At 59.4% G+C, this 20,396-nt stretch carries 17 protein-coding genes; 2 read left to right on the top strand and 15 right to left on the bottom strand.

Annotated features, from left to right (window positions below; genetic code table 11):
• Positions 1-176 precede the first annotated feature (176 nt).
• Together U5A05_RS15085 and U5A05_RS15080 are read right to left on the bottom strand one after the other, a co-directional pair.
• Complete coding sequence (locus U5A05_RS15085) at positions 177-2,327, bottom strand: TonB-dependent siderophore receptor (RefSeq protein ID WP_321833716.1); 2,151 nt, start codon at positions 2,325-2,327, stop codon at positions 177-179.
• A 226-nt stretch (positions 2,328-2,553) separates the two neighbouring features.
• Positions 2,554-3,054, bottom strand: coding sequence for an HPP family protein (locus U5A05_RS15080; protein ID WP_321833714.1), 501 nt, complete (start codon positions 3,052-3,054; stop codon positions 2,554-2,556).
• A 107-nt stretch (positions 3,055-3,161) separates the two neighbouring features.
• On the opposite strand from U5A05_RS15080, the gene U5A05_RS15075 reads away from it, so the two are divergent.
• Entirely contained in the window at positions 3,162-3,716 is a 555-nt protein-coding gene (locus tag U5A05_RS15075; protein ID WP_261738699.1) for a TetR/AcrR family transcriptional regulator, read from the top strand.
• Positions 3,717-3,817: 101 nt separating this feature from the next.
• Here the strand turns inward: U5A05_RS15075 and U5A05_RS15070 are convergent, their stop codons facing one another.
• The 7 genes from U5A05_RS15070 to U5A05_RS15040 all read right to left on the bottom strand — a co-directional run bounded on the left by U5A05_RS15070 (position 3,818) and on the right by U5A05_RS15040 (position 12,330).
• Positions 3,818-4,720 (bottom strand): LysR substrate-binding domain-containing protein, encoded by a 903-nt coding sequence (locus U5A05_RS15070; RefSeq protein ID WP_321833712.1) that lies wholly within the window; start codon positions 4,718-4,720, stop codon positions 3,818-3,820.
• Between the two features lie 88 nt (positions 4,721-4,808).
• On the bottom strand, positions 4,809-5,585 hold the full coding sequence (locus U5A05_RS15065; RefSeq protein WP_321833711.1) for a TorF family putative porin: 777 nt from the start codon (positions 5,583-5,585) through the stop codon (positions 4,809-4,811).
• 89 nt (positions 5,586-5,674) lie between these two features.
• Positions 5,675-7,417, bottom strand: a complete 1,743-nt coding sequence (locus U5A05_RS15060) for an amidohydrolase (protein WP_261738696.1) — start codon at positions 7,415-7,417, stop codon at positions 5,675-5,677.
• A 59-nt stretch (positions 7,418-7,476) separates the two neighbouring features.
• A complete protein-coding gene (locus tag U5A05_RS15055) occupies positions 7,477-8,775 on the bottom strand; it encodes an NAD(P)/FAD-dependent oxidoreductase (RefSeq protein WP_321833708.1) in 1,299 nt (432 codons plus the stop codon).
• 49 nt (positions 8,776-8,824) lie between these two features.
• Positions 8,825-9,913, bottom strand: coding sequence for a polyamine ABC transporter substrate-binding protein (locus U5A05_RS15050; RefSeq protein WP_395246761.1), 1,089 nt, complete (start codon positions 9,911-9,913; stop codon positions 8,825-8,827).
• A gap of 43 nt (positions 9,914-9,956) precedes the next feature.
• The gene (locus U5A05_RS15045) at positions 9,957-11,315 is read right to left on the bottom strand and encodes a glutamine synthetase family protein (RefSeq protein WP_261738693.1); all 1,359 of its coding nucleotides are present in this window, start codon (positions 11,313-11,315) and stop codon (positions 9,957-9,959) included.
• Positions 11,316-11,445: 130 nt separating this feature from the next.
• A complete protein-coding gene (locus U5A05_RS15040) occupies positions 11,446-12,330 on the bottom strand; it encodes a helix-turn-helix domain-containing protein (protein WP_261738692.1) in 885 nt (294 codons plus the stop codon).
• A 129-nt stretch (positions 12,331-12,459) separates the two neighbouring features.
• Between U5A05_RS15040 and U5A05_RS15035 the strand changes: the two genes are divergently transcribed.
• On the top strand, positions 12,460-12,840 hold the full coding sequence (locus U5A05_RS15035) for a RidA family protein (RefSeq protein WP_321833707.1): 381 nt from the start codon (positions 12,460-12,462) through the stop codon (positions 12,838-12,840).
• Positions 12,841-13,096: 256 nt separating this feature from the next.
• Here U5A05_RS15035 and U5A05_RS15030 read toward each other — a convergent pair whose 3' ends face one another.
• The 6 genes from U5A05_RS15030 to mhpD all read right to left on the bottom strand — a co-directional run bounded on the left by U5A05_RS15030 (position 13,097) and on the right by mhpD (position 20,384).
• Entirely contained in the window at positions 13,097-14,806 is a 1,710-nt protein-coding gene (locus U5A05_RS15030) for an amidase (protein ID WP_321833706.1), read from the bottom strand.
• A 93-nt stretch (positions 14,807-14,899) separates the two neighbouring features.
• On the bottom strand, positions 14,900-16,171 hold the full coding sequence (locus tag U5A05_RS15025; protein WP_321833705.1) for an OprD family porin: 1,272 nt from the start codon (positions 16,169-16,171) through the stop codon (positions 14,900-14,902).
• Between the two features lie 62 nt (positions 16,172-16,233).
• Entirely contained in the window at positions 16,234-17,427 is a 1,194-nt protein-coding gene (gene mhpT, locus U5A05_RS15020; protein WP_321833703.1) for a 3-(3-hydroxy-phenyl)propionate transporter MhpT, read from the bottom strand.
• A gap of 158 nt (positions 17,428-17,585) precedes the next feature.
• Positions 17,586-18,596, bottom strand: a complete 1,011-nt coding sequence (gene dmpG, locus U5A05_RS15015) for a 4-hydroxy-2-oxovalerate aldolase (protein ID WP_046808984.1) — start codon at positions 18,594-18,596, stop codon at positions 17,586-17,588.
• A 10-nt stretch (positions 18,597-18,606) separates the two neighbouring features.
• The gene (locus tag U5A05_RS15010; RefSeq protein ID WP_321833700.1) at positions 18,607-19,545 is read right to left on the bottom strand and encodes an acetaldehyde dehydrogenase (acetylating); all 939 of its coding nucleotides are present in this window, start codon (positions 19,543-19,545) and stop codon (positions 18,607-18,609) included.
• A gap of 32 nt (positions 19,546-19,577) precedes the next feature.
• Positions 19,578-20,384 carry a 2-keto-4-pentenoate hydratase gene (mhpD, locus tag U5A05_RS15005; protein ID WP_321836520.1) on the bottom strand — a complete coding sequence of 269 codons (807 nt, stop codon included), beginning with the start codon at positions 20,382-20,384 and terminating at the stop codon, positions 19,578-19,580.
• Between the last annotated feature and the right edge of the window lie 12 nt (positions 20,385-20,396).

The following is a 20,396-nucleotide window of genomic DNA, read 5'->3' as shown; positions in this document are numbered from 1 at the left end:
GTTATAAATGTATTTTTGCCAACTCAGTCATAAACCGGGGTTGGATGTAGGGCTTTTCATTCAAACTATTTCGTCACGCCGCACAAAAACTGTTCTTTTTATTATGAATATCATGCTCAGTTTGAGGGTGTATCAAGCAGGCGCCATGTCCAGTTGTCTGGCGCCTGCCCGTTACACTAGAAGTTGACTTCCCCCGTCAATCGCAGCGTCCTTCCTTCGCCCCAACTTACTCGTCGGGTAGTGCCACCCGAAGCCACAAAATAGCTGCGGTCGGTCAGGTTGCTGGCATTGAGTTGCAGCGAGGTTTCCTTGCCCAGCAGATGGCTGGTCTTCCAAGATGCGAAAGCGTCCACCGTGGTGTAGTCAGGAAGCTCGAAGGAGTTGCTGATATCCCCTGCGCGCTTGCCCACATAACGGGCGCCGGAACCAAGACGCAAGCGACCTGCAAAAATGTCGGCCGGGACTTCGTAGGTGAGGTAAGCACCGCCCACATGACGCGCCACGTTGAACAGGCGATTGCCTTCGGTTTGCTCAGTGTCTTTCTTGATTCGGGCATCGGTGTAGGCGTAGTTGGCGATCACACTCCATTGCGCACTCAGGCGTCCGGTCATGCTCCATTCCAGGCCGCGTGACTGCACTTCACCCGCCAAACGTTGCACCATGTTGCCGAACTCGTCGAGTTCACCGGTGTTCTGCTGCACGTTGTTTTTCAGGATGTCGTACAGCGCCAACTGACTCGTCCAGTCGCCGTTGTCATACTTCATTCCCACTTCGTACTGGCGGCCGGTCTCTGACTTGTAGGTGCCTTCGAAAGTGGTGCCGTTTTCCATCTCGTTGGGCGCGAACGACTGGCTGTAGTTGGCATACAGCGAGAGATCGTCACGCATCTGATACACCAGCCCTAAAAAAGGCAGGAGCTTGGACTCGCCCTCATCGGTGGTTTGCTTGAAGTCCAGACCCGCGCCCGAATCTATCGAGTAGTGCTGGTAGCGCAGTCCCGGTGCCAGAATCCATTTTTCGCCCAGATGGATATTGTCTTTGACGTACAGCGACTGACCCTTGATATGGCTTTTGCCGTTGGTGTTTGACGGGTTGACCGTACCCACGGGCGGGAGCAAGCCATATTGCGGGTTGGCCGGGTAGAAGCCGCCAACGTTGCGGCTTTGCAGGAAGTCCCCGTTGGCTTCGCGGCGGGTTTCATAGTCGGCGCCGGTGACCAGATCATGATCGATGCCGTACCAGGTCTTGTTGCCAATCCAGTCGAGGGACAGGTAAGCGTTTTCCCGATTGGCACCCACATTGCGTCGAAAACGTCGCGTCAGCTCGCCAGTTGCGGGGCGATACTCACTGGGATCGGCCTGGTAATCGTTGTAATGGTCATACACCCAGCCCGTGGTCAGGCGCACCCGCGAACTCGGGTCGAGGCGGTATTCGGTGGTGGTGTTGAACGACTGGCGCTGGCCTTCGGCGCGGGTCCACTTTTCGTCCAGGCGCTTGTCGCGGCTGCCCACATGGTGGCCGTTGTAAAACAACGCGCCACGGTCCAGCGTGTTGCTGTAGTCGTTGTATTCATAGGCGGCGAGAAACGACAGGTCGTCAGACTCGTAGGCCAGTGAGGGAGCGACCAGTTTTGACGTGTTCTGGCCAAAGTTGCGCCAGTAATCCTCATCGCGGTTTTGCCCGATCAAACGAAACGCAAAACCGCTGTCAGCCAGCGGGCCGGTGATGTCGAACCAGCCATCGCCACCGCCCTGATCACTCCGGGTGCCGCCCAGCGAACTGCTCCATTGGTATTGCGGCTTTTTGGTGATCACGTTGATTACCCCACCTGGCTCCTGCATCCCGTACAGCAATGAGGCGGGGCCTTTGAGCATCTCCACACGCTCGGTGGTGACACGTTGAAAATTACGTCCGATGGGCATGCGCACACCATCGCGCAAAACGCCGCCATCATCAGAGTTGCCGAAGCCGCGCTTGATAAAACTGTCCTGTGTGCCACCAAAGTTGTTACTGACGACCACTCCGGGCATAAATTTAATCACGTCCTCGAGGGTTTGTGGCGCTTGATCCTTGAGCTGCTGACGGGTCACCGTATCGACTGTTTGTGACTGCTGCAGATAGGGTGTTTCAGTCTTGTCTGCAGTCGAGCTATAGCCCGCACGGTAGTCCGTATCGTCTACGGTAGATTGCACACCGTCGACCTGAATACTTGGCAGTTGCATGGGGGCGTTTTCGCCCGCCAGCGCCGTACAGCTAATCACCAGACTGGTACATACCCCGAGGGGCACAATGCCTGCCCGTTTAAAACCACGCTTCCTTTGCAACATCCGTAACACTCCACACCAATGACGGCAGATAACTGAATTCGCTGCCGATAACCGAACAATGAAGTGGGCGAGGTTCTTGTTGCCTCCCTTTTCAGTGCGCCGGTTGAAACGTCTATTACGGGCGTTTCAGACTATTCGACAGAGCTGAATCGTATCAGCAAGGAGAATGTTTATCATTTACTTTGGTGTAGCAAAGGGTAATTAGCGGTAACGGGACAGGTGAGTTCTATAGCCAGTACTTGGGATAACTGCCTTTATTACGGGCGTTATTCAGGCACCAGGCCACCATCACAATCACGATGGAGCCGGCCAGTACCGGTGTAACCAAAAATGACAGCGGCGCACCTGCGGTAAGTACCACTATGGGATTTGCACCTGCTGGGGCATGCACGGTTCGGGTTTGCTGCATGGCCACCAGTGCCAGGCCTACGGCTAGCGCACATGCCCACCATGAATTGCCTAGGGTGTTGAGAATGATCAGCCCGATCAGCGTCGAGATGAAATGCCCGCCGATAATGCTGCGTGGCTGAGCCAGTGGCGAGTCCGGCAAGCCGAAAGCCAGCACGCAACTGGCTCCCAGTGACGCCATCAGCCAGGGGGTGCCTGAGATAGCGTTAAGCCAGCCTGTGGCACCGATGGCGATAACCACGCCGATAAACGACGTCAGGGTAAAACGCAGTGAAGGTGCGGCTGGCGCACCTGATTTGAGCAGGCGACGTGTTGGCATGGAGGTGCTCGCAGGGAGGGTGAAGTCACCAAAGGATACCGATCGGTATACCTGCAAGTCAACCGATCGGTATACACTGTTCCGCATCCCCCATGAGGTCCTTGGAAATGAGTACATCCGATGCAATAACCGGTTCTGCCTTGCGCCTGTTCTATCGTCAGGGTTTTCATGCGACCGGAGTGGAGCAGCTGAGCCAGGAGGCAGGGGTTACCAAAAAGACCCTGTACCGGCATTTTCCAAGTAAGGAACATCTGGTCGAGGCTGCTTTGGCGCTTCGTCACAACGAGTTCATGGCCAAAGTGAACGCAGCGGTTGAGCAGGCTCCGCCAGCGCTGCGACCCGAAGCCTATCTCGACTTTATTGGCGCCTGGGTACAGGAGCCTGACTTCCACGGCTGCGCCTTTATCAATGCCTCTGCCGAATACGCCAGCCTGACACTGGCGCCGCATATTTTGGCCAAACGACACAAGCAGGCACTTGTGGCTTATCTGGAGCAAATATGTGCCCAAGCACACCTCAACAACCCTCGCTTGGCAGCCATGCAACTGCTGTTGATCGGTGAAGGGCTAATCGTTTCGAGTCAGGTCAACGGTGTGTGCCGCGAGTTGATCGCGGCGGGCAAGGAGATGGTGGGGCTATTAGGCTGTGATCCGAAGCAATAAACCTGCTCCCACAGTCGGGGTAACGCGGACTTTAAGTGAACAGCATTACCGCGTCGCCCTTGCAAAATCTGCCCTGTGGCAGGACTGCCCATCCGCCTTTCTCAGCTCTTGTCCCGCAGCGAAGCCATCGGCAACAACTCATCTATCAAACTGAACACCGTCGTTTTAACCGCGCTGTTCAGATCCGTCCAAGCCAGGCCGGTAGTTGCCCGGTAACTACCCAGCTCCAGGGGCCTGGAGATGACATTGGCGGGTAAGGCGCGTCCGGCATTGGCCGGTAGCAAGCCAACGCCGAGCCCGGCGGACACCAGGGCGAGCATGGTGGTGAATTCGCCCAACTCCGTCGCGATTTGCAGTTGCGCGCCGTGGCGTGCAAGCGATTGCATCAGTTCATCGTAAAAACCGGGAGCGTAGCGTCTGGCCAGGATAAACACCGGCAATTGGGCGAGGGCAGTCGGGGGCAGGGAGTCGCAGGCCACCAGCGGGTGATCGCCGGGCAGGGCAACGATAAAGGTTTCCTCCAGTACCTCGCGGGTCTGGATGCCCGGGATAGCAGCGGGCAAGCGCATTAGACCGAAATCAAGCTGACCGTTTTTCAAGGCGCTAGCCTGGTCCGGGCCGGGCATATCCTTGAGTTCCAGCTCGATACGCGGAAAGCGGGTATGCAGCGCGCGGATCAGTGAGGGCAGCAGTTCGGGCAATACCGATGAGACAAAACCCAAACGCACACGGCCGATTTCCCCTCGCCCACAGGCCCTGGCCACATCAGCCGCATGGGCCGACTGATACAGCGTGGCCCGGGCTTCGGGCAAGAAGATGGCACCCACTTCGGTCAGCGTGACCGAGTGCCGGTTACGCTCGAACAGGCGCACCCCCAGCTCTTCTTCGAGCATCTTGATCTGCATGCTCAGGGCCGGTTGCACAATGGACAGGCGTTGCGCAGCCCGGCCGAAGTGCAGCTCCTCGGCCAGGGTCACAAATGATCGCAGGTGTTTGATTTCCACAGAGCACTCCCGGCTACGTAACGACGTCTTGGCGGTGCTCATGGTAATGGATCACAGGATCATTGGTGACGCCGGGTCGCAGGTTTAATCAGAAGGTTTTGCTGGCGCTGGCCACCAGCGTTGCACCGCACACATCGTCGTAGCCGGTAAAGCTGGTGCATTGGGCTTTCGACAGGTCGGTATCGATATAGCTCAGCGCCCAGTCAATGCCGATCAGTTGGCGGCTGAGTTTGACTTCCCAGTCGTAGTAATCGGCCTGGCCCTTGCCGCTGTTGCTGAAAAATACGTCATCCTTGTAGTCGACGTATTCGTAGCGCAACGCCAAACCGATTTCGGCGGGCAGCACGGTGTGGTAACCGATAAACACCGTGGATAAGTCCTCGTCTTTCTTGCCCTCGTGGAACTCGCCGTTTTCATCCTCGTAATCCGGGCCTTTCATGTTGTTGACGTATTTGCCACCGAGTAAAACGCCGTATACATCGAGGGTGGCCTGGACATCGCTCTGGTTGTATCCGCTTTCACGGGGGTACTCGTAGCGGGTGTAGAAGGTGTCCAGGCTGATGTTGTCGTTGATTTGCCAGAAGTACCCGGCAAAGTATTCGAGCTCCTGACGGGTTTTAGAGTCGTAGCCAAAATCGACATTCGAGGTCCACAGACCTGCGTACAAGCCACTGCTGTGGTTGAGGGTGATCGACAGTTGCGCAGCAGGGTCGCCCAGGGTTTGCGAGAGGCCGTTGGCCCGGTAATCGCTGATTAGCGTGGGCGTAATCACCAACTGGAAATCGTCGTTGAGCTCCAGCGCCTGGGCGCTGAGCAGGGGTGTAAGGGCCAGGCCCGTGAGCATGCAGACAGACAATGCGTTCATATCAGTTCTCTTGTTTTTATAAGGCGCTATGAGCAATGTTTTTTTCGACCGTCCCGAGTGCAGGGACGGTCGCAAGCCTGGCGAGCCAATCAGGCGTCGGGCGCGTAGACCTGCTTGCCGGCGAAGTAGGTCTTCAGGACTTTGGTGTCCGAGAGGGCTTCGTCATCAACGCTGAATACGTCACGGTCGAGGATGATCAGGTCGGCCTGCTTGCCGGGTGCCAAGGAACCGATTTGCGTATCCAGCCCCAGGGTTTTGGCGGCATTGCTGGTGTAGGCATAAAACATGGTCTGGCGATCAACGCTTTCCTTGGCATTGAGCACGCCCAGCGGGCCTTTGCGGGTGGCGGCCTGGGCGATGGCATTCCACGGGTTGGGGCTCGATACCGGCCAGTCGCTGGCGCCCGCGATCATGGCCCCGGCGTCTTTCAGGGATTTGGCCGGGTACTGATAGCCATAGGCAAATGCGCTGATGTAAGGCTTGACCAGGTCGACGGTGTAGCTTTCTTCGGTGGCCCACAGCAGTTGCATGGACGCCACTACCCCCAGTTGCGCAAAGCGCGGGAATTCCTTGGGATTGACCAGTTGCAGGTGGCTGATGCTATGGGTGACCGGTGCCGGGCCGAGCTTGCGCGCATATTCAAAGCCATTGAGGGACTCGCGCACCGCGCGGTCGCCGACTGCGTGCATATGCACGATCCAGCCGCGTTTTTCGGCTGCGACCACCAACTCGCCAAAGTGCGCCGGGTCGATCAGCAACTCGCCGTTTTTATTGTTGTTTTTGTAAGGCACGATGACCGCTGCGGTTTGCCCCGGGTATTCCAGAACGCCGTCGGCAAACACCTTGATGCCGGGGAAGGTCAGGTTGGGCACGCCTTCGAACTGCTTCATCACCTTGGCCAGCACTTCAAGGTCGGCGGGCTTGCTTTTGGAGTTGGTCAGCAGCAGTGCCGCGACGTGGGCTGACAGCTCGCCATTCTCTGCCAGCTGGCGATACAGCGGCAATACGCCGACGCTTTGTTCGGTGGCGGTGAAATCAAATAGCGAGTCGGAATGGCCTGCGTTCGAGGCTGCGTCCATCCAGCCCGTCACCCCATACTGATTGTTGATTTTCACGGCTTCACGGGCCGCCTTGAGCATCACCTCTGCGCTTGGCGGCGGGACCTGGCCGCGTACCTGGTCCCACATGGACTCGGCGACAAAACCGGTGGGGGTGAAGTCCGCCGCGTGACCGATATAATCGCGCTCCTTGCTTGGCAGGTTTTTAATGTAGGTGGCATCAATCCCGATGCGCTTGAGCATGGCATTGTTGGCCCAACCGGTATGCCCGTCGATACCGTTCAATACCAGTGGTTTGTCAGCCCAGCGGCCTTGATTGAAGTGTTTGCCCAACTCGCTGCTTTGCTCCCAGTAGGCCGAACTGACGCCCGCAATATTGACGACTCCGCCTTCCCCGGTAGTGCCCGCCTGCTCCTGCTCGGTGATCCATTGCTCAAGCTCGGGCAGGGGGATTTCTTCATCGAGCAGGTTCGCCCCAAGGCTGGCCAGGCCGGCAGCTACAGGGTGGCTGTGGGTATCAATCATGCCGGGCATCAGTACCTTGCCCGCCAGGTCAATGCGCTGGGTGCCGGAGTCGGCCAATGCATTGATCTCGGCATCGCTGCCGGCCTTGATGATCTTGCCGTTTTCGACGGCCACGGCTTTCACCAGTGGCTGGCCGGGCACGCCGGTAAACACCTTGCCGTTGGTGAATACCAGATCGGCAGCGGCCATAGCCTGTAAGGAGGGCAGGGCAAACAGGGCTGCCAGCAGGCAGGGGGTAAATCGCTTCATAGGAACGTCCTTTTTATTGTTGGTATTTTTGAATGGTGAGAGCAGGGCTTATGCGCCTATCAATGACCTGCGATTTCCTTGAGTCGATACCAGAGCATGCCCAGGGCCAATAAAGGCGAGCGCAGATGTTTGCCGCCCGGGAATGTCATGTGCGGCACGCGGGCGAACAGCTCAAAGCCCTGGCTTTGCTCAAGGCTGATCGCTTGTGCAACCAGTCGCGCCGCCATATGCGTGGTATTGATGCCATGCCCGGCATAGGCCTGGGCATAGAACACATTGGGATGGGTCTGCAAACGACCAATTTGTGGCAGCCGGTTAGCGCCGATGCCGATCATGCCGCTCCACTGAAAGTCGATGCGCTTACCCGCAAGCTGGGGGAATACTTCAAGCATTTTCGGGCGCATATAACCGGCGATGTCCTTGGGCGTGCGCCCGGAGTAGTGGCACGCGCCGCCAAACAGCAAGCGCCGGTCGGCCGACAGGCGATAGTAATCCAGGCCGACACGCTGATCGCACAGCGCCCGGTTCTCCGGAATCAGGGTTTGCGCCAGCGCTTCGCTCAAGGGTTCGGTGGCAATCACGTAGCTGCCGGCGGCCAGCACCTTGCCGCTGAGCGCCGGTTCCAGATCACCAAGATGGGCATTGCCGGCGAGTACCAGGGTCTTGGCGTGAACCACGCCGTTGGCCGTATGCACCCGAACCTGGCTGCCATAATCGATGCGCATCGCCGCGCTGTTTTCGTAAATGTTGACTCCCAGTTGCTGAGCCACCCTGGCCTCGCCCAAGGCCAGGTTGAGCGGGTGCAAATGCCCCGACCCGGTATCGATCAGCCCGCCCAGATAGCGGTCCGAGGCAACTACGCGATGCATGTCCGCACGCTCAACCAGCTCGACCTTGTGCCGATACCCCAGTTTTTGCAGTGACGCCTGCTCGGCGATAAGGTTTTCGACATGGCGCGGGGTGTTGGCCAACTCGCAAAAGCCCCAGCGTAGGTCACAGTCAATGCCATGCTTTTCGACGCGCTGGCGCACCAGATCCACCGCGTCCAGGCCCAGCCGCTCCAGCACCTTGACGCCTTCGCGGCCGATGGTTTTTTCGTGGGCGTCGAGGTCGTGGCCAACCCCGCGAATCAGTTGCCCGCCGTTACGGCCGGTGGCACCCCAGGCGACTTGCTGCGCCTCGAGCACAATCACCGAATGACCGCGCTCAGCCAGTTCAATGGCCGTGTTCAAACCGGTAAAGCCCGCGCCAATGATGCACACGTCTGCCTGCACCTTACCTGCAAGGGGCGGGCAACTGAGCTGCAGGTTGCGTGTGGCGCGGTAATAGGTGTGCGGTAAAGACATCGTGGACGTCATAAAAACTGCCTACTGAGTTGCCGGGCAGCCATTGCTGCCCGGCACAGGATTAACGACCGGACTTGAACTTGTTCCACGAACGCGTCATCCAGCGCATAAGGTCAGGCGGCAGCTCCGATGACACATAGAGCTTGGCCTGTACCGCCTCGGGTGGGTAAATCGATGGGTTATGAGTAATTTCCTCACCCATCAAGGCCGTGGCCGAGGTGTTGGCATTGGCGTAGCCCACGTGCTCGCTGATGTCAGCAATCACCTCAGGCTTGAGCAGATAGTTGATAAACGCATGGGCTTGTTGCGGGTTCTTGGCATCGGCCGGGATGGTCAGCATGTCGAACCACAGGTTGCCGCCTTCCTTGGGCACCACGTAGGCCACATTCACCCCGTTACCGGCCTCTTGCGCACGATGGATCGCCTGATACACGTCGCCGGAATAACCGAAGGCAATACAGATGTCGCCGTTGGCCAGGTCAGTCACGTATTTAGAGGAGTGGAAGTAGCTGATGTAAGGCCGCAGCGGTTGCAGTTTTTTCGCGGCGATCTTGTAGTCCTCAAGCTTCTCGCTGTTCGCATTGAGCCCAAGGTAGTTGAGCATCGATGGCATCACCTCATCTGGCGAGTCCATAAAGGCCACGCCGCAGCTTTTCAGCTTCTTGAGGTTTTCCGGTTCGAACAAAACGCTCCAGGAATCAATCTTGTCGATGCCCAATACCTGTTTGACCTTGTCGACGTTGTAACCAATGCCGTTGGTACCCCACAGATAGGGCACTGCGTATTCATTGCCGGGGTCGTTGGCTTGCAGTCTCGCGAGCAAGAGCGGGTCGAGGTTTTTCCAGTTGGGGATCTGCGACTTGTCGAGCTTCTGAAAAACCCCGGCCTTGATCTGCCGTCCCAGAAAGTGGTTGCTGGGTACCACTACGTCATAGCCGGTGCGCCCGGCCAGCAGCTTGCCTTCCAGGGTTTCATTGGAGTCGAACACGTCATAAATCGGCTTGATGCCAGTGTCGTGCTGGAAGTTCACCAGGGTGTCTGCAGCGATATAGTCGGTCCAGTTATAGATATTCACCGTGTCTTGCGCCGAGGCTTGGCCAGCCAGGGCGAAGAGGGTGGTGAAGAGCATTTTTTGGGCGGTACGTTTCATCCACATGTCCTTTCTGTGAGTCCATTTTGGAGTGCGTTTGGAGCTACACGCTAAACAGCAGGAACTCGCGTTCCCAGGAGCTGATCACCTGCTTGTAGTTCTCGTGTTCGACCCGCTTGACCGCCACAAAACCTTTGGTAAAACGCTCACCCAGGTATTTTTTGGCCATGTCCGACTGCTCCATGCATTCCAGCGCGGCTTCCAGGGTCAGTGGCAGGCGCAGGTTACGGCGCTCGTAGCCACGGCCAACCACGGCTGCGCTCGGCTCTACGCCCTCGACCATCCCGGCGTAGCCGCAGAGCAGGCTGGCGGCCAGGGCCAGGTAAGGGTTGGCATCGGCGCCGGCCAGTCGGTTTTCAACCCGACGGTTTTGCGGGTCGGAGTCCGGCACGCGCAGGCCAACGGTGCGGTTTTCTTCGCCCCATTCAACGTTCACCGGCGCAGAGGTGTCGGGGAGGAAGCGGCGAAACGAATTCACGTTAGGGGCGAACAGCGGCAAGGTTTCGGGGATGTACTTTTGCAGGCCGCCGATGTGGTGCATAAACAGCTCGCTCATGCTGCCATCGGGGTTGGAGAACACCGATTCGCCGGTCTCCAGGTCAACCACGCTCTGATGGACGTGCATCGCGCTGCCGGGTTCGCCCGTCATTGGCTTGGCCATAAAGGTCGCGCTGACGTCATGTTTGAGCGCGGCTTCGCGCATGGTGCGCTTGAAAATAATGATCTGGTCAGCCAGTGACAGCGCCGCGCCGTGACGGAAATTGATCTCCATCTGCGCCGTGCCTTCCTCATGGATCAGAGTGTCCAGATCCAGACCCTGGGCTTCGCTCCAGTCGTACATGTCTTCAAACAGCGGGTCGAACTCGTTGGTCGCCTCGATCGAGTACGACTGGCGTCCGGTTTCCTGGCGCCCGGAGCGGCCAACCGGCGGCTTCAACGGATAGTCAGGATCGGGGCTGCGCTGGGTCAGGTAGAACTCCATTTCAGGCGCAACAATCGGCTTCCAGCCACGCGCCGTGTACAGGCTCAGAACCTTTTTCAGCAGGTTGCGCGGCGACAGTTCAATGGCATTGCCTTGCTTGTCATAGGTGTCGTGGATCACCTGTGCGGTGGGTTCGCTTGCCCAAGGCACGATAAACACCGCGTCCTGATCAGGGCGGCAGTGCATGTCGATATCCGCGGCATCCAGCAACTCGTAGTAGATATCGTCATCTACATAGTCGCCGGTCACGGTCTGCAACAAGACGCTCTCCGGCAGGCGCATGCCTTGCTCGTTGAGGAATTTGTTGGTGGGTGAGATTTTGCCCCGAGCGATGCCGCTCAGATCAGAGATCAGGCACTCGACTTCAGTGATTTTGTTTTCTTTGAGCCAGTGGCTCAGCCGATCCAGATTGCCTTTCATAACGCCTCTTGCAGGGAAATGCCTGAGCGCCCCCTGGCTGCTCAGTTCCGTGTTGCGAGGTGATAGTGCAATCGTGAGACGGCGGGCTTCTATCCGATTTGCGTTTTAATGTGCGCCCTGTTTTGGTGCGCTAGCGGGTGCGCAGGAGGGTGCAACTGGGTAGTTCGCCGAACAGGCTGTTATAGGTCTGCGAGAAGCGGCCCAGGTGCCAGAACGACCAGCGCATGGCGATTTCGGCCACGGTGGTTTCGGCGGGGGACATGCGCAGCAAGTCGCGGCGGGCAAAATTCAGTCGCCGCAAGCGTTGCCACTGGCTGGGCGAGACGCCGGTGAAAGAGGTGAAGCTGTGTTGCAACTGACGCACCGAAACCCCTGCAGCATTGGCCAGTTGCAGTACGTTGAAGTGCTCTTGCGGGGCGGTCATGACCAGATCGAACACACGCCGGATCAGGCGGCGGTCATGGGCCAGGTGTTTTTGGTGGGCGTAGTCGAGTGTCTGGCGCGGACAGTCGAGGATATACAGGCAATCGTCGACCAGTTGCTGTGCCAGACCTTCATCGGGGGGTGGCGAATCATCCGCGGCCAATTGCTGCAGGGTGTTGCTTAGCCAGCGGCCAAAAATCCGGCTGTGCTGGGACACCAATGGCGTGAGGAACAGGCCATCGAGTGTGTTCAGATTCAGGCAATCGAGTTGCTTGAGATACTGCGGCCCGATCACCACTGCCACTTCCTTGTAGTTCTCCGGTGTGATCCAGGTGTTTTGGGTTTCTTCGTTGAGCAGGTACAACGAGCCGTTTTGCGTGTCAAAACTGAACACCAGGGACGCCGCGGGTGCTTGAAAATGCTGCTCGATACGGGTGTTCATCTGCTCTTCGTACACTTCGATGCCGTTGAGTTGCAGGTGCACCACCTTGCCCTGGAAGTAACCAGCCGACATTTGTTGGTAGTGTTCCTGCCAGCCGGCAATCACCAGTTGCTGATCCACGTCCGCAGTGTTGTGGGATTGAATCTGCATGGTTTGCTTCCTCGCTCAGGGCGAAATTTATACTTATTGTTTCAGCGCACCCTAGCAGCGTGAAAAAAACCGCGCAAGGCACGGGCGGAGGTTGGAGAATATGTTTTTTACTTCTAGCAAGAGATCCTTATGACTCAACAGGACATTACCTACATCCCTGATCCTGATGCTGAATCCATCTCGTCTGATGTTGCCGGTTTCGGCGGTTTGCTGGTTTCGACGCAGATCCCGACCCGCGCGGACGGTAGTCTGGAACTGGGCGGGATTGTCGAGCAGAGCGAGTGCACCCTGCAGGCACTCAAGTTGGCGCTGGAGAAAGCTGGCAGCTCGATGGATCGGGTGCTCCACCTGACTATTTACCTGACTGACATGGCGGATCGTGCGGCATTCAACGAGGTGTACAAACGCTTTTTCGCCAAGCCGTGGCCGGTTCGTGCTGCCGTGGGTGTGGCGGCGTTGGCGGTTGAGGGCATGCGCGTGGAAGTAACGGCGATGGCGGCCAAGGGCTGAAAACGGGAAGGACGGTAAATTTCCTGTAGATACTCTGTTCCGGGTCAAGCCCAGTGGGAGCGAGCCTGCTCGCGAATGATCTTCGCGAGCAGGCTCGCTCCCACGCTTGAAGTATCTCTGTAGATACTCTGTTCCGGGTCAAGCATTAGCGAAGTGTTTCTCGCTAAACAGCTTGGCCGGATCAAAGGGCTCACCTGTGCGAAAAATCTCGATAGTCAGTGGGGAAAACAACCCCCACCCTGGCCCTGTATTCCGCTCAGCAACCTGACAGCGGTGGCGTACGCGGCGGAACCAATCGCTTGGATCCCGTGGCCTCGAATGCCGAAGCAAAGCGCAGCAAGGCCGAGTCGTCATAGGCACGGCCGGCAAAGGTCAGCCCCACCGGCATGCCGATATCGGCCATCACGCCCATTGGTACCGTAACGGTTGGTACGCCCAAATGGCGGATGGCGAGGTTGCCGTTGGCCACCCATACACCGTTGCTCCAGGCGATATCCGCAGAGGCAGGATTCACATCTGCATCCGCTGGGCCAACATCGGCGACGGTCGGGAACAGCACGGCATCGAGACCCAAGCGGTCCATCCAGTCTTCCAGGTCGATGCGTCGCGTTTGCTCAAGGCCGCGCAGGCCGTCCGGGACGGTGCTGATCTGGTCCCACGGCGTGATTGTGCGCTGGGCCATGCGTACGTATTCGTCCATGCCCGCGGCCAACTCATCTTCACGATTGGGCAGGGTGCCTGGGTCGTGTGGAAAAATCAGCGAGCCATCAACGTCGGCCAAGCGATTCAGTTTTGGGTCGCCGTTGGCGCGCAGGAAGTCATCAAACGCCCAGCCCGACAGCTCCCAAAGCTCATCATGCAAAAACGCTTTCGACACCAGCCCACGGTTATACACCGTCGGCGCGCCCGGGCGATCACCCTCGCAGTTGGATACCAGCGGGAAGTCGACTTCGATCACTTCGCCGCCTTGGGCTTCGATGGCTTGACGTGCGGCTTGCCACAGGTCGATCACCGAGGCGCGGGTGATGATGCGTTGCCCGGTCGGACCGCCGATGCCCGGTGCTTCGGCCGTGCCCGCTTCAGGGTCGGCATTGATGAACATGCGCGGCACGCCAAAGCGCTTGCCTGCCAGTGCGTCGCCTTTAACGGCAAGTTCTGCATACGAAGCCGGGCGCACCGAGGCAACACTCGGGATCGGCACCCAGGGTTGCAGGCGCCACAGATCACCACGGGTGTCCGGGTCTTCAGCCACCACCACATCGAGCACTTCCAGCAGGTCGGCCATGGTTCTGGCAAACGGCACCACCACGTCCATGGTCGGTGTCAGCGGCCAGTTACCGCGTACCGAGATCACTCCGCGAGAAGGTGTGTAGGCACACAAACCGTTGTTGGAAGCGGGACCGCGTCCGCTCGACCAGGTTTCTTCGGCCAGGCCGAACGCCGAGAAGCTGGCCGCCGTGGCCGTACCTGCACCGTTGGAGGAGCCGGAAGCGAAGGGGGCCGTCAGATAGTCGGCGTTGTACGGGCTTTCGGCGCGGCCATAAACCCCGCGCTGCATGCCGCCGTTAGCCATGGGCGGCATATTGGTCTTGCCCAGGCAGATGGCGCCGGCGCCGCGCAGGCGTTCGATGGTGAACGCGTCACGATAAGCGATCAGGTCCTTGAAGGCGGGGCTGCCCGAGGCTGCGGTCAGGCCCTTGACCAGGTAACTGTCCTTGGCGGTGTAGGGAATGCCATCCAGTGGGCCCAGGGTCTGGCCCTTGGCCCGGCGGGCATCGGAAGCCTGCGCCTCGATCAGCACCTGCGGGTTGCGCACCACCACCGCATTCAGCGCGGTGGGAGTGTCCGGGGTGTCGTAGGCATCGATCCGTGCGAGATAGGCCTGCACCAGCTCGACCGCCGTGGTTTGGCCAGATTCAAGCGCCGCGCGCAATTGGGCTATGGAAACCTCGGTCACTTCAATCATGGACTTACCGCTGGTGGCTGATGGGAGGCCGCAGAGCTTATCGAATGTCCTGCCTGCTCAGCCAGCCCATGTCGCATTTGTTGTCGTAAATCGTCACCAGAGCTTCCAGGTGTAATCGATATTGACCCGCAGTTCGTTGTCATCCCGGTGGCTGGCCTGTGCTGTGAAGTCGTTGCGGTACCAGGCGTTGCGCAACCGCAGCGAGAGGTCCTTGAGCGGTCCGCTCTGCAGCACATACGAGACCTCGATATCCTTTTCGCTCTCGCTCAGGTTCGAGCCGCCGAATCGGGCCAGCTCGATATTGTCGCCACTTACGTAGCGCAGCATGCCGTTGAGTCCCGGCGCCCCCGTTGCAGCGAAATTGTAGTCGTAGCGCACCTGCCAGCTGCGTTCCTTGGGGTTTAGGAACTCCGAACTCAGGGTGCCTTCGGTAATCACCAGCGGTTCGGTACCAAACAGATACGGCATGCCGGTCTTGCCGGTCAGTTGCATGTAGCCGGCGCCGAATTTGTGGGCGCCCAGGCTGTAGGTCAGCATCAGCGCCGCATTGCGGTTGTCCACCGTTCCGGCCTTGGCTGCCCCGTCCTCGCCGGTGACAAATAGACGAAAATCGCTTTTCAGGCTGCCGGGGCCCACCGGGCGATTATCGACGAGGCCGTAAAAATCCTTGCGGTACAACTGCGCGAGTTCAGCGTGGTAGTACTTGAGAGTCAGGTGCGGTGACCAGGCATAGTCGCCGCCGATGAACATGAAACGGTTGGACTCGGCCGCGCCATTAAAGCGGCCATTGGGCGAGCCGACCGACATTTTCTGGTAGTCGGTAGAGTCACGCAGGTTGATGCGGTCCAGCCAGCCGACATGCAGCGTCAACTGCTCAATTTCCTGAGACTTCAGGTACGCGCCGCGAAACGTCTGCGGCAGCAAGCGGGTAGGGCTGGCGAAGGCGATCGGTAAAAAGGTGCTGATGGTGCCTAGTTGCAGCTCGCTTTTGGAGGCGCGGACCTTGGCTGTCAGCCCCAGCTCCGAGTACTCATCGGCAGGTTCGCGGGTGGTAGCGTTGTAGGGCAGCAGGCCGGTGCCGGTGCGTGCGCGTGAGGAGTCCAGGCGCACGCCGAGCAAGCCTTGGGCGTCCAGGCCGAACCCGACCGGGCCTTCGGTGTAGCCCGAGCGCAAGTTGAGGATAAACCCCTGTGCCCATTCCCGGGCAGCAGCCTGGGGCGTTGCATTGACGTAGTTGCGATCAAAGTAATAGTTGCGCATCACCAGATCAGCGTGGCTGTCATCGATAAAACCGCTGGCCAGGGCGGGGCCCATGGATAAAACGCAGGTGCAGGCGCTGAGCGCCCGAAGAACAGTCTTGAGCATGGCGGGTTCACTTTTATTGTTATTGGGGGTGGAGCTCTGCGCGCCTTTCGACGCGCAGGTTGTCAGTCCGGCGCTGCTGCGTTGCGCCGCACCGACAGGTAAAACATGGCCACGGCCGCGATCACGATGCCCGGCGCCGACGCCAGCATCACCCCGGCGGTGCCGGTGCCCAGCGCGAGCATTTTGCCGGCCACCAATGGGCCGCTCATGGCACCGAGGCGACCGATTGCCACCGCGCTGCCCACGCCCGTGGCGCGTATGGAGGGACGATAGAAATGTGGCGCCAGGGCGTAGAGCACGCATTGGCCACCGGTGGCAAAGAAACCGGCGATAAAGCCCGCTGCCAGCATCCTCGGCAAATGACTGGCCAACCCGAGGGCGGTCAGTGACACGAGGATGCCTATATAGATGAGCGCCGACAGGGCCCAGGCGGGCAGGCGGTCCATGACCCAACCCAGAAACAGAGTGCCGGCCGCTGCGCCAATTTGCAGGGCGAGCATCACCCAGCTGGCTTGACGCCCGGTGAAACCCTGGCCGATCACCAGGCTGGGCAGCCAGTTGATCAGAATGTAGACCACCATCAGGGTGAAGAAATAGCTGACCCAGATCAGCGCAGTCGGCAGTGCCGCGCCATCGCGAAACAGGCCCTGAACCACACCGACAGGCGCCTCGCCCTGAACCTTGCGAAACTGCTGCGACTCTGGAAGGTAGAACCCCAGCAGCGGCACGATCAGCAGCGGCACCACACCGCCGACGTAGAACACCACTTGCCAGCCACCGACCAGGTCGGCGATGCCGATCATGGCGGCCAGCGCAGCGCCCAAAGGCACGCCGCAATACATCAGGCTTACCGCCGTACCGCGCAAACGCGGGCCAGCCACTTCGCTGGTGAGGGCAATCAGGTTGGGTAGTGCCGCGCCCAGTCCAACGCCCGTCAGGCAACGGGCGACCAATAGGCTGTTGAAGTCCCAGGCCAGCGCCGTGGCCAGGGAAAACACCCCGAACAGCACCACCGAAGCCATCAGTACGCGCTTGCGGCCAATGCGGTCAGCCAGCCATCCACCCGCGAAGGCACCGGGCAACAGGCCGAAAATCCCGGCGCTGAAGACCCAGCTCATGTGTAATTTATCCAGTTCGAACGCGGCAGCCATGCCTTGAGCAGCGATCCCTGCGGCCTGTAGATCAAGGCCCTCCATCAGTGCCACGAGGAAGCACAGGCCGATAGTGCGGGCCATTTGCAGATTGAGTGAAGTCATGGGCTGTACCCGTTTTATTGTTGTTATGGATGAAGCTGCGTTAACCCCTGTTTCTGTGGGAGCGGGTTTGCTCGCGATTGGATCAATGCGGTTCGTCAGGTACACCGCGTTGCCAGCATCGCGAGCAAGCCCGCTCCCACAAGGGGGCAAGGAGGGCTTTAGCGTTTAAGCAGGTCCAGCGCCACGTCGACGATCATGTCTTCCTGGCCGCCCACCATCCGCCGTTTGCCAAGCTCCACCAGGATGTCCAGCGTCTTGAGCCCGTACTTGGCCGCAGCGATTTCGGCATGGCGCAAAAAGCTCGAATACACCCCGGCATAACCCAGCGCCAGGGTTTCGCGGTCGACCCGTACCGGGCGATCCTGCAACGGTCGGACGATGTCATCCGCTGCATCCATCAGCGTGTAAAGGTCCGTGCCGTGGTTCCAGCCCAGGCGCTCGGCGGCGGCGATAAACACTTCCAGCGGGGCATTGCCGGCCCCGGCACCCATGCCCGCGAGGCTGGCGTCGATCCGGTCGCAGCCTTCTTCAACCGCCGTAATCGAGTTGGCCACGCCCAGCGACAGGTTGTGGTGGGCATGCATGCCGGTTTCGGTCTCAGGCTTGAGCACCGCCTTGAACGCGCGGAAGCGGTCGCGGATATCCTGCATGTTCATGGCGCCGCCGGAGTCGGCCATGTACACGCAAGTGGCGCCGTAGCTCTCCATCAGCTTGGCCTGTGCGGCCAACTGCTCGGCCGGGATCATGTGGCTCATCATCAGAAAGCCCACGGTGTCCATGCCCAGTTCACGGGCGTATTCGATGTGCTGCTTCGATACATCGGCTTCGGTGCAATGGGTGGCGATGCGCACCACCCGGGCACCGGCGTTGTACGCGGCCTTGAGGTCGTGAACCGTGCCGATGCCGGGCAACAGCAAGGTGGTGATTTTGGCGTGGCTGATTACATCCGCCGCCGCTTCGATCCACTCCAGATCGGTGTGCGAGGCAAAGCCATAGTTGAAGCTCGAACCCTGCAGTCCATCACCGTGGGCTACTTCGATGGCGTCGACACGGGCCTTGTCCAGGGCGCGGGCGATATCCTGCACGTTCTGCAACGAGTACTGATGGCGCACCGCGTGGCTGCCGTCGCGTAGGGTTACGTCGCTGATATAGATCTTTTTACCGTTCATGGTTTTCCCCTCAGGCGTTGAGCATCGACAGCGCCATGCGCTCGGCGGTGGCCAAGGCCGCGGAGGTCATGATGTCGAGATTTCCGGCGTAGGCCGGCAGGTAGTGGGCGGCGCCTTCGACTTCAAGAAACACCGAAGTCTTGAGGCCAGAAAACCTGCCTAGTCCGGGAATAGTCAGCGGTGCGTCTTCAGGGATTACGTCGAATTGCACGTTTTGCTTGAGGCGATAGCCCGGCACATAGGCTTGCACCGCTGCGGCCATTTCAACGATGGATGCCTCGACCAGTGCCTGGTCTGCGGCCTCGCTTAGCACAAAAACAGTGTCGCGCATCATCAACGGCGGCTCTGCCGGATTCATCACGATGATCGCCTTGCCCTTGGTTGCACCGCCAATCACTTCGATGGCCCTGGAGGTGGTTTCGGTGAACTCGTCGATATTGGCGCGGGTGCCGGGACCGGCAGATTTGCTGGCAATCGAAGCGACGATTTCGGCGTAATGCACTTTGACCACACGGGACACGGCGGCGACCATCGGGATGGTCGCCTGCCCGCCGCACGTGACCATATTGACGTTTAGCTGGTCGAGGTTCTGTTCCAGATTGACCACTGGCACGCAGTACGGGCCAATGGCCGCAGGCGTGAGGTCGATCAGGCGGATACCGGGTTTGATGCCGCGCAGAAAGGCGTCGTTCTTGACATGGGCGCCGGCGGAGGTGGCATCGAACACGAAGTCGATGTCCTTGAACACGTCCATGCGCGTCAGGCCTTCAACCCCTTCGTGGGTGATCGCAACACCCATGCGGGCAGCGCGGGCCAGACCGTCGGAGGCCGGATCGATACCGACCATGGCGCCCATTTCCAGGTGCTTGGCATTGCGCAGGATTTTAATCATCAGGTCGGTGCCGATATTGCCGGAGCCGATGATGGCGACCTTGAGTTTCTTGTTCATTATTGTTGCCTCATATGCACGCAAGTCGCCGATTACTCGGCGCTGCTGTGTTGCGAGAAGTCCACACCGACACTGCCGATGCCTTCGATATGCGCGTCGAAACGATCACCGGCGGCCACGGCCACCATTGGCCCCAGTGCGCCTGTCAGGATGATGTCGCCCGCTTGCAGCGGATTGCCCAGACGCGCCATGGTGCAAGCCAGCCACACGGCCGCATTGAGCGGATGGCCCAGGCATTGCGCGCCGCTGCCACTGGAAACCTCTTCACCATTGCGGGTCATGCGCATGCCCGCATTGCGCAAGTCCAGCCCCTCGAGGCTGCGGGCCGGGCCGCCGAGTACGTAGCAGCCACTGGAGGCGTTGTCGGCTACCGTATCGACAAAGCGGATGTTCCACTGCTGCACGCGGCTGCCGACGATTTCCAGGGCCGGGACCACCCAGCCGGTGGCGCTCATGACTTCGTCGAAGGTGGTGTCGGGGTGGGGCAGGTCATGTTTGAGGATCAAGGCGATTTCAGCCTCGATCTTGGGTTGCAGCACGCGCTCGATGGGCACGGTCTGGTTGTCGCCGTAGCACATGTCCGCGAACAGGGTGCCGAAGTCCGGTTGGTCCACGCCTAGTTGCGCCTGAACCTTGGGGTTGGTCAGGCCGATTTTTCGGCCCACTACCCGGCGTCCATTGGCGATGCCGTGGGCGACATTGAGCTGCTGGATGGTGTAGGCGGCTGTCGCGTTGTCTTCACCGATCAGCTCGCGCAGCGGTGCGATGGCGTTGCCGTGAGTTTCGGCGTGACGCAAATCGGCGGCCAGTTGGGCCAGTGTCTCTGGAGTCGGGTTCATGGCGGTCTCGGT

The sequence above is a fragment of the Pseudomonas kulmbachensis genome (genome assembly GCF_963681935.1).
Classification (GTDB): Bacteria; Pseudomonadota; Gammaproteobacteria; order Pseudomonadales; family Pseudomonadaceae; genus Aquipseudomonas; species Aquipseudomonas kulmbachensis.
This window is presented reverse-complemented; position numbering and strand designations above follow the sequence as displayed.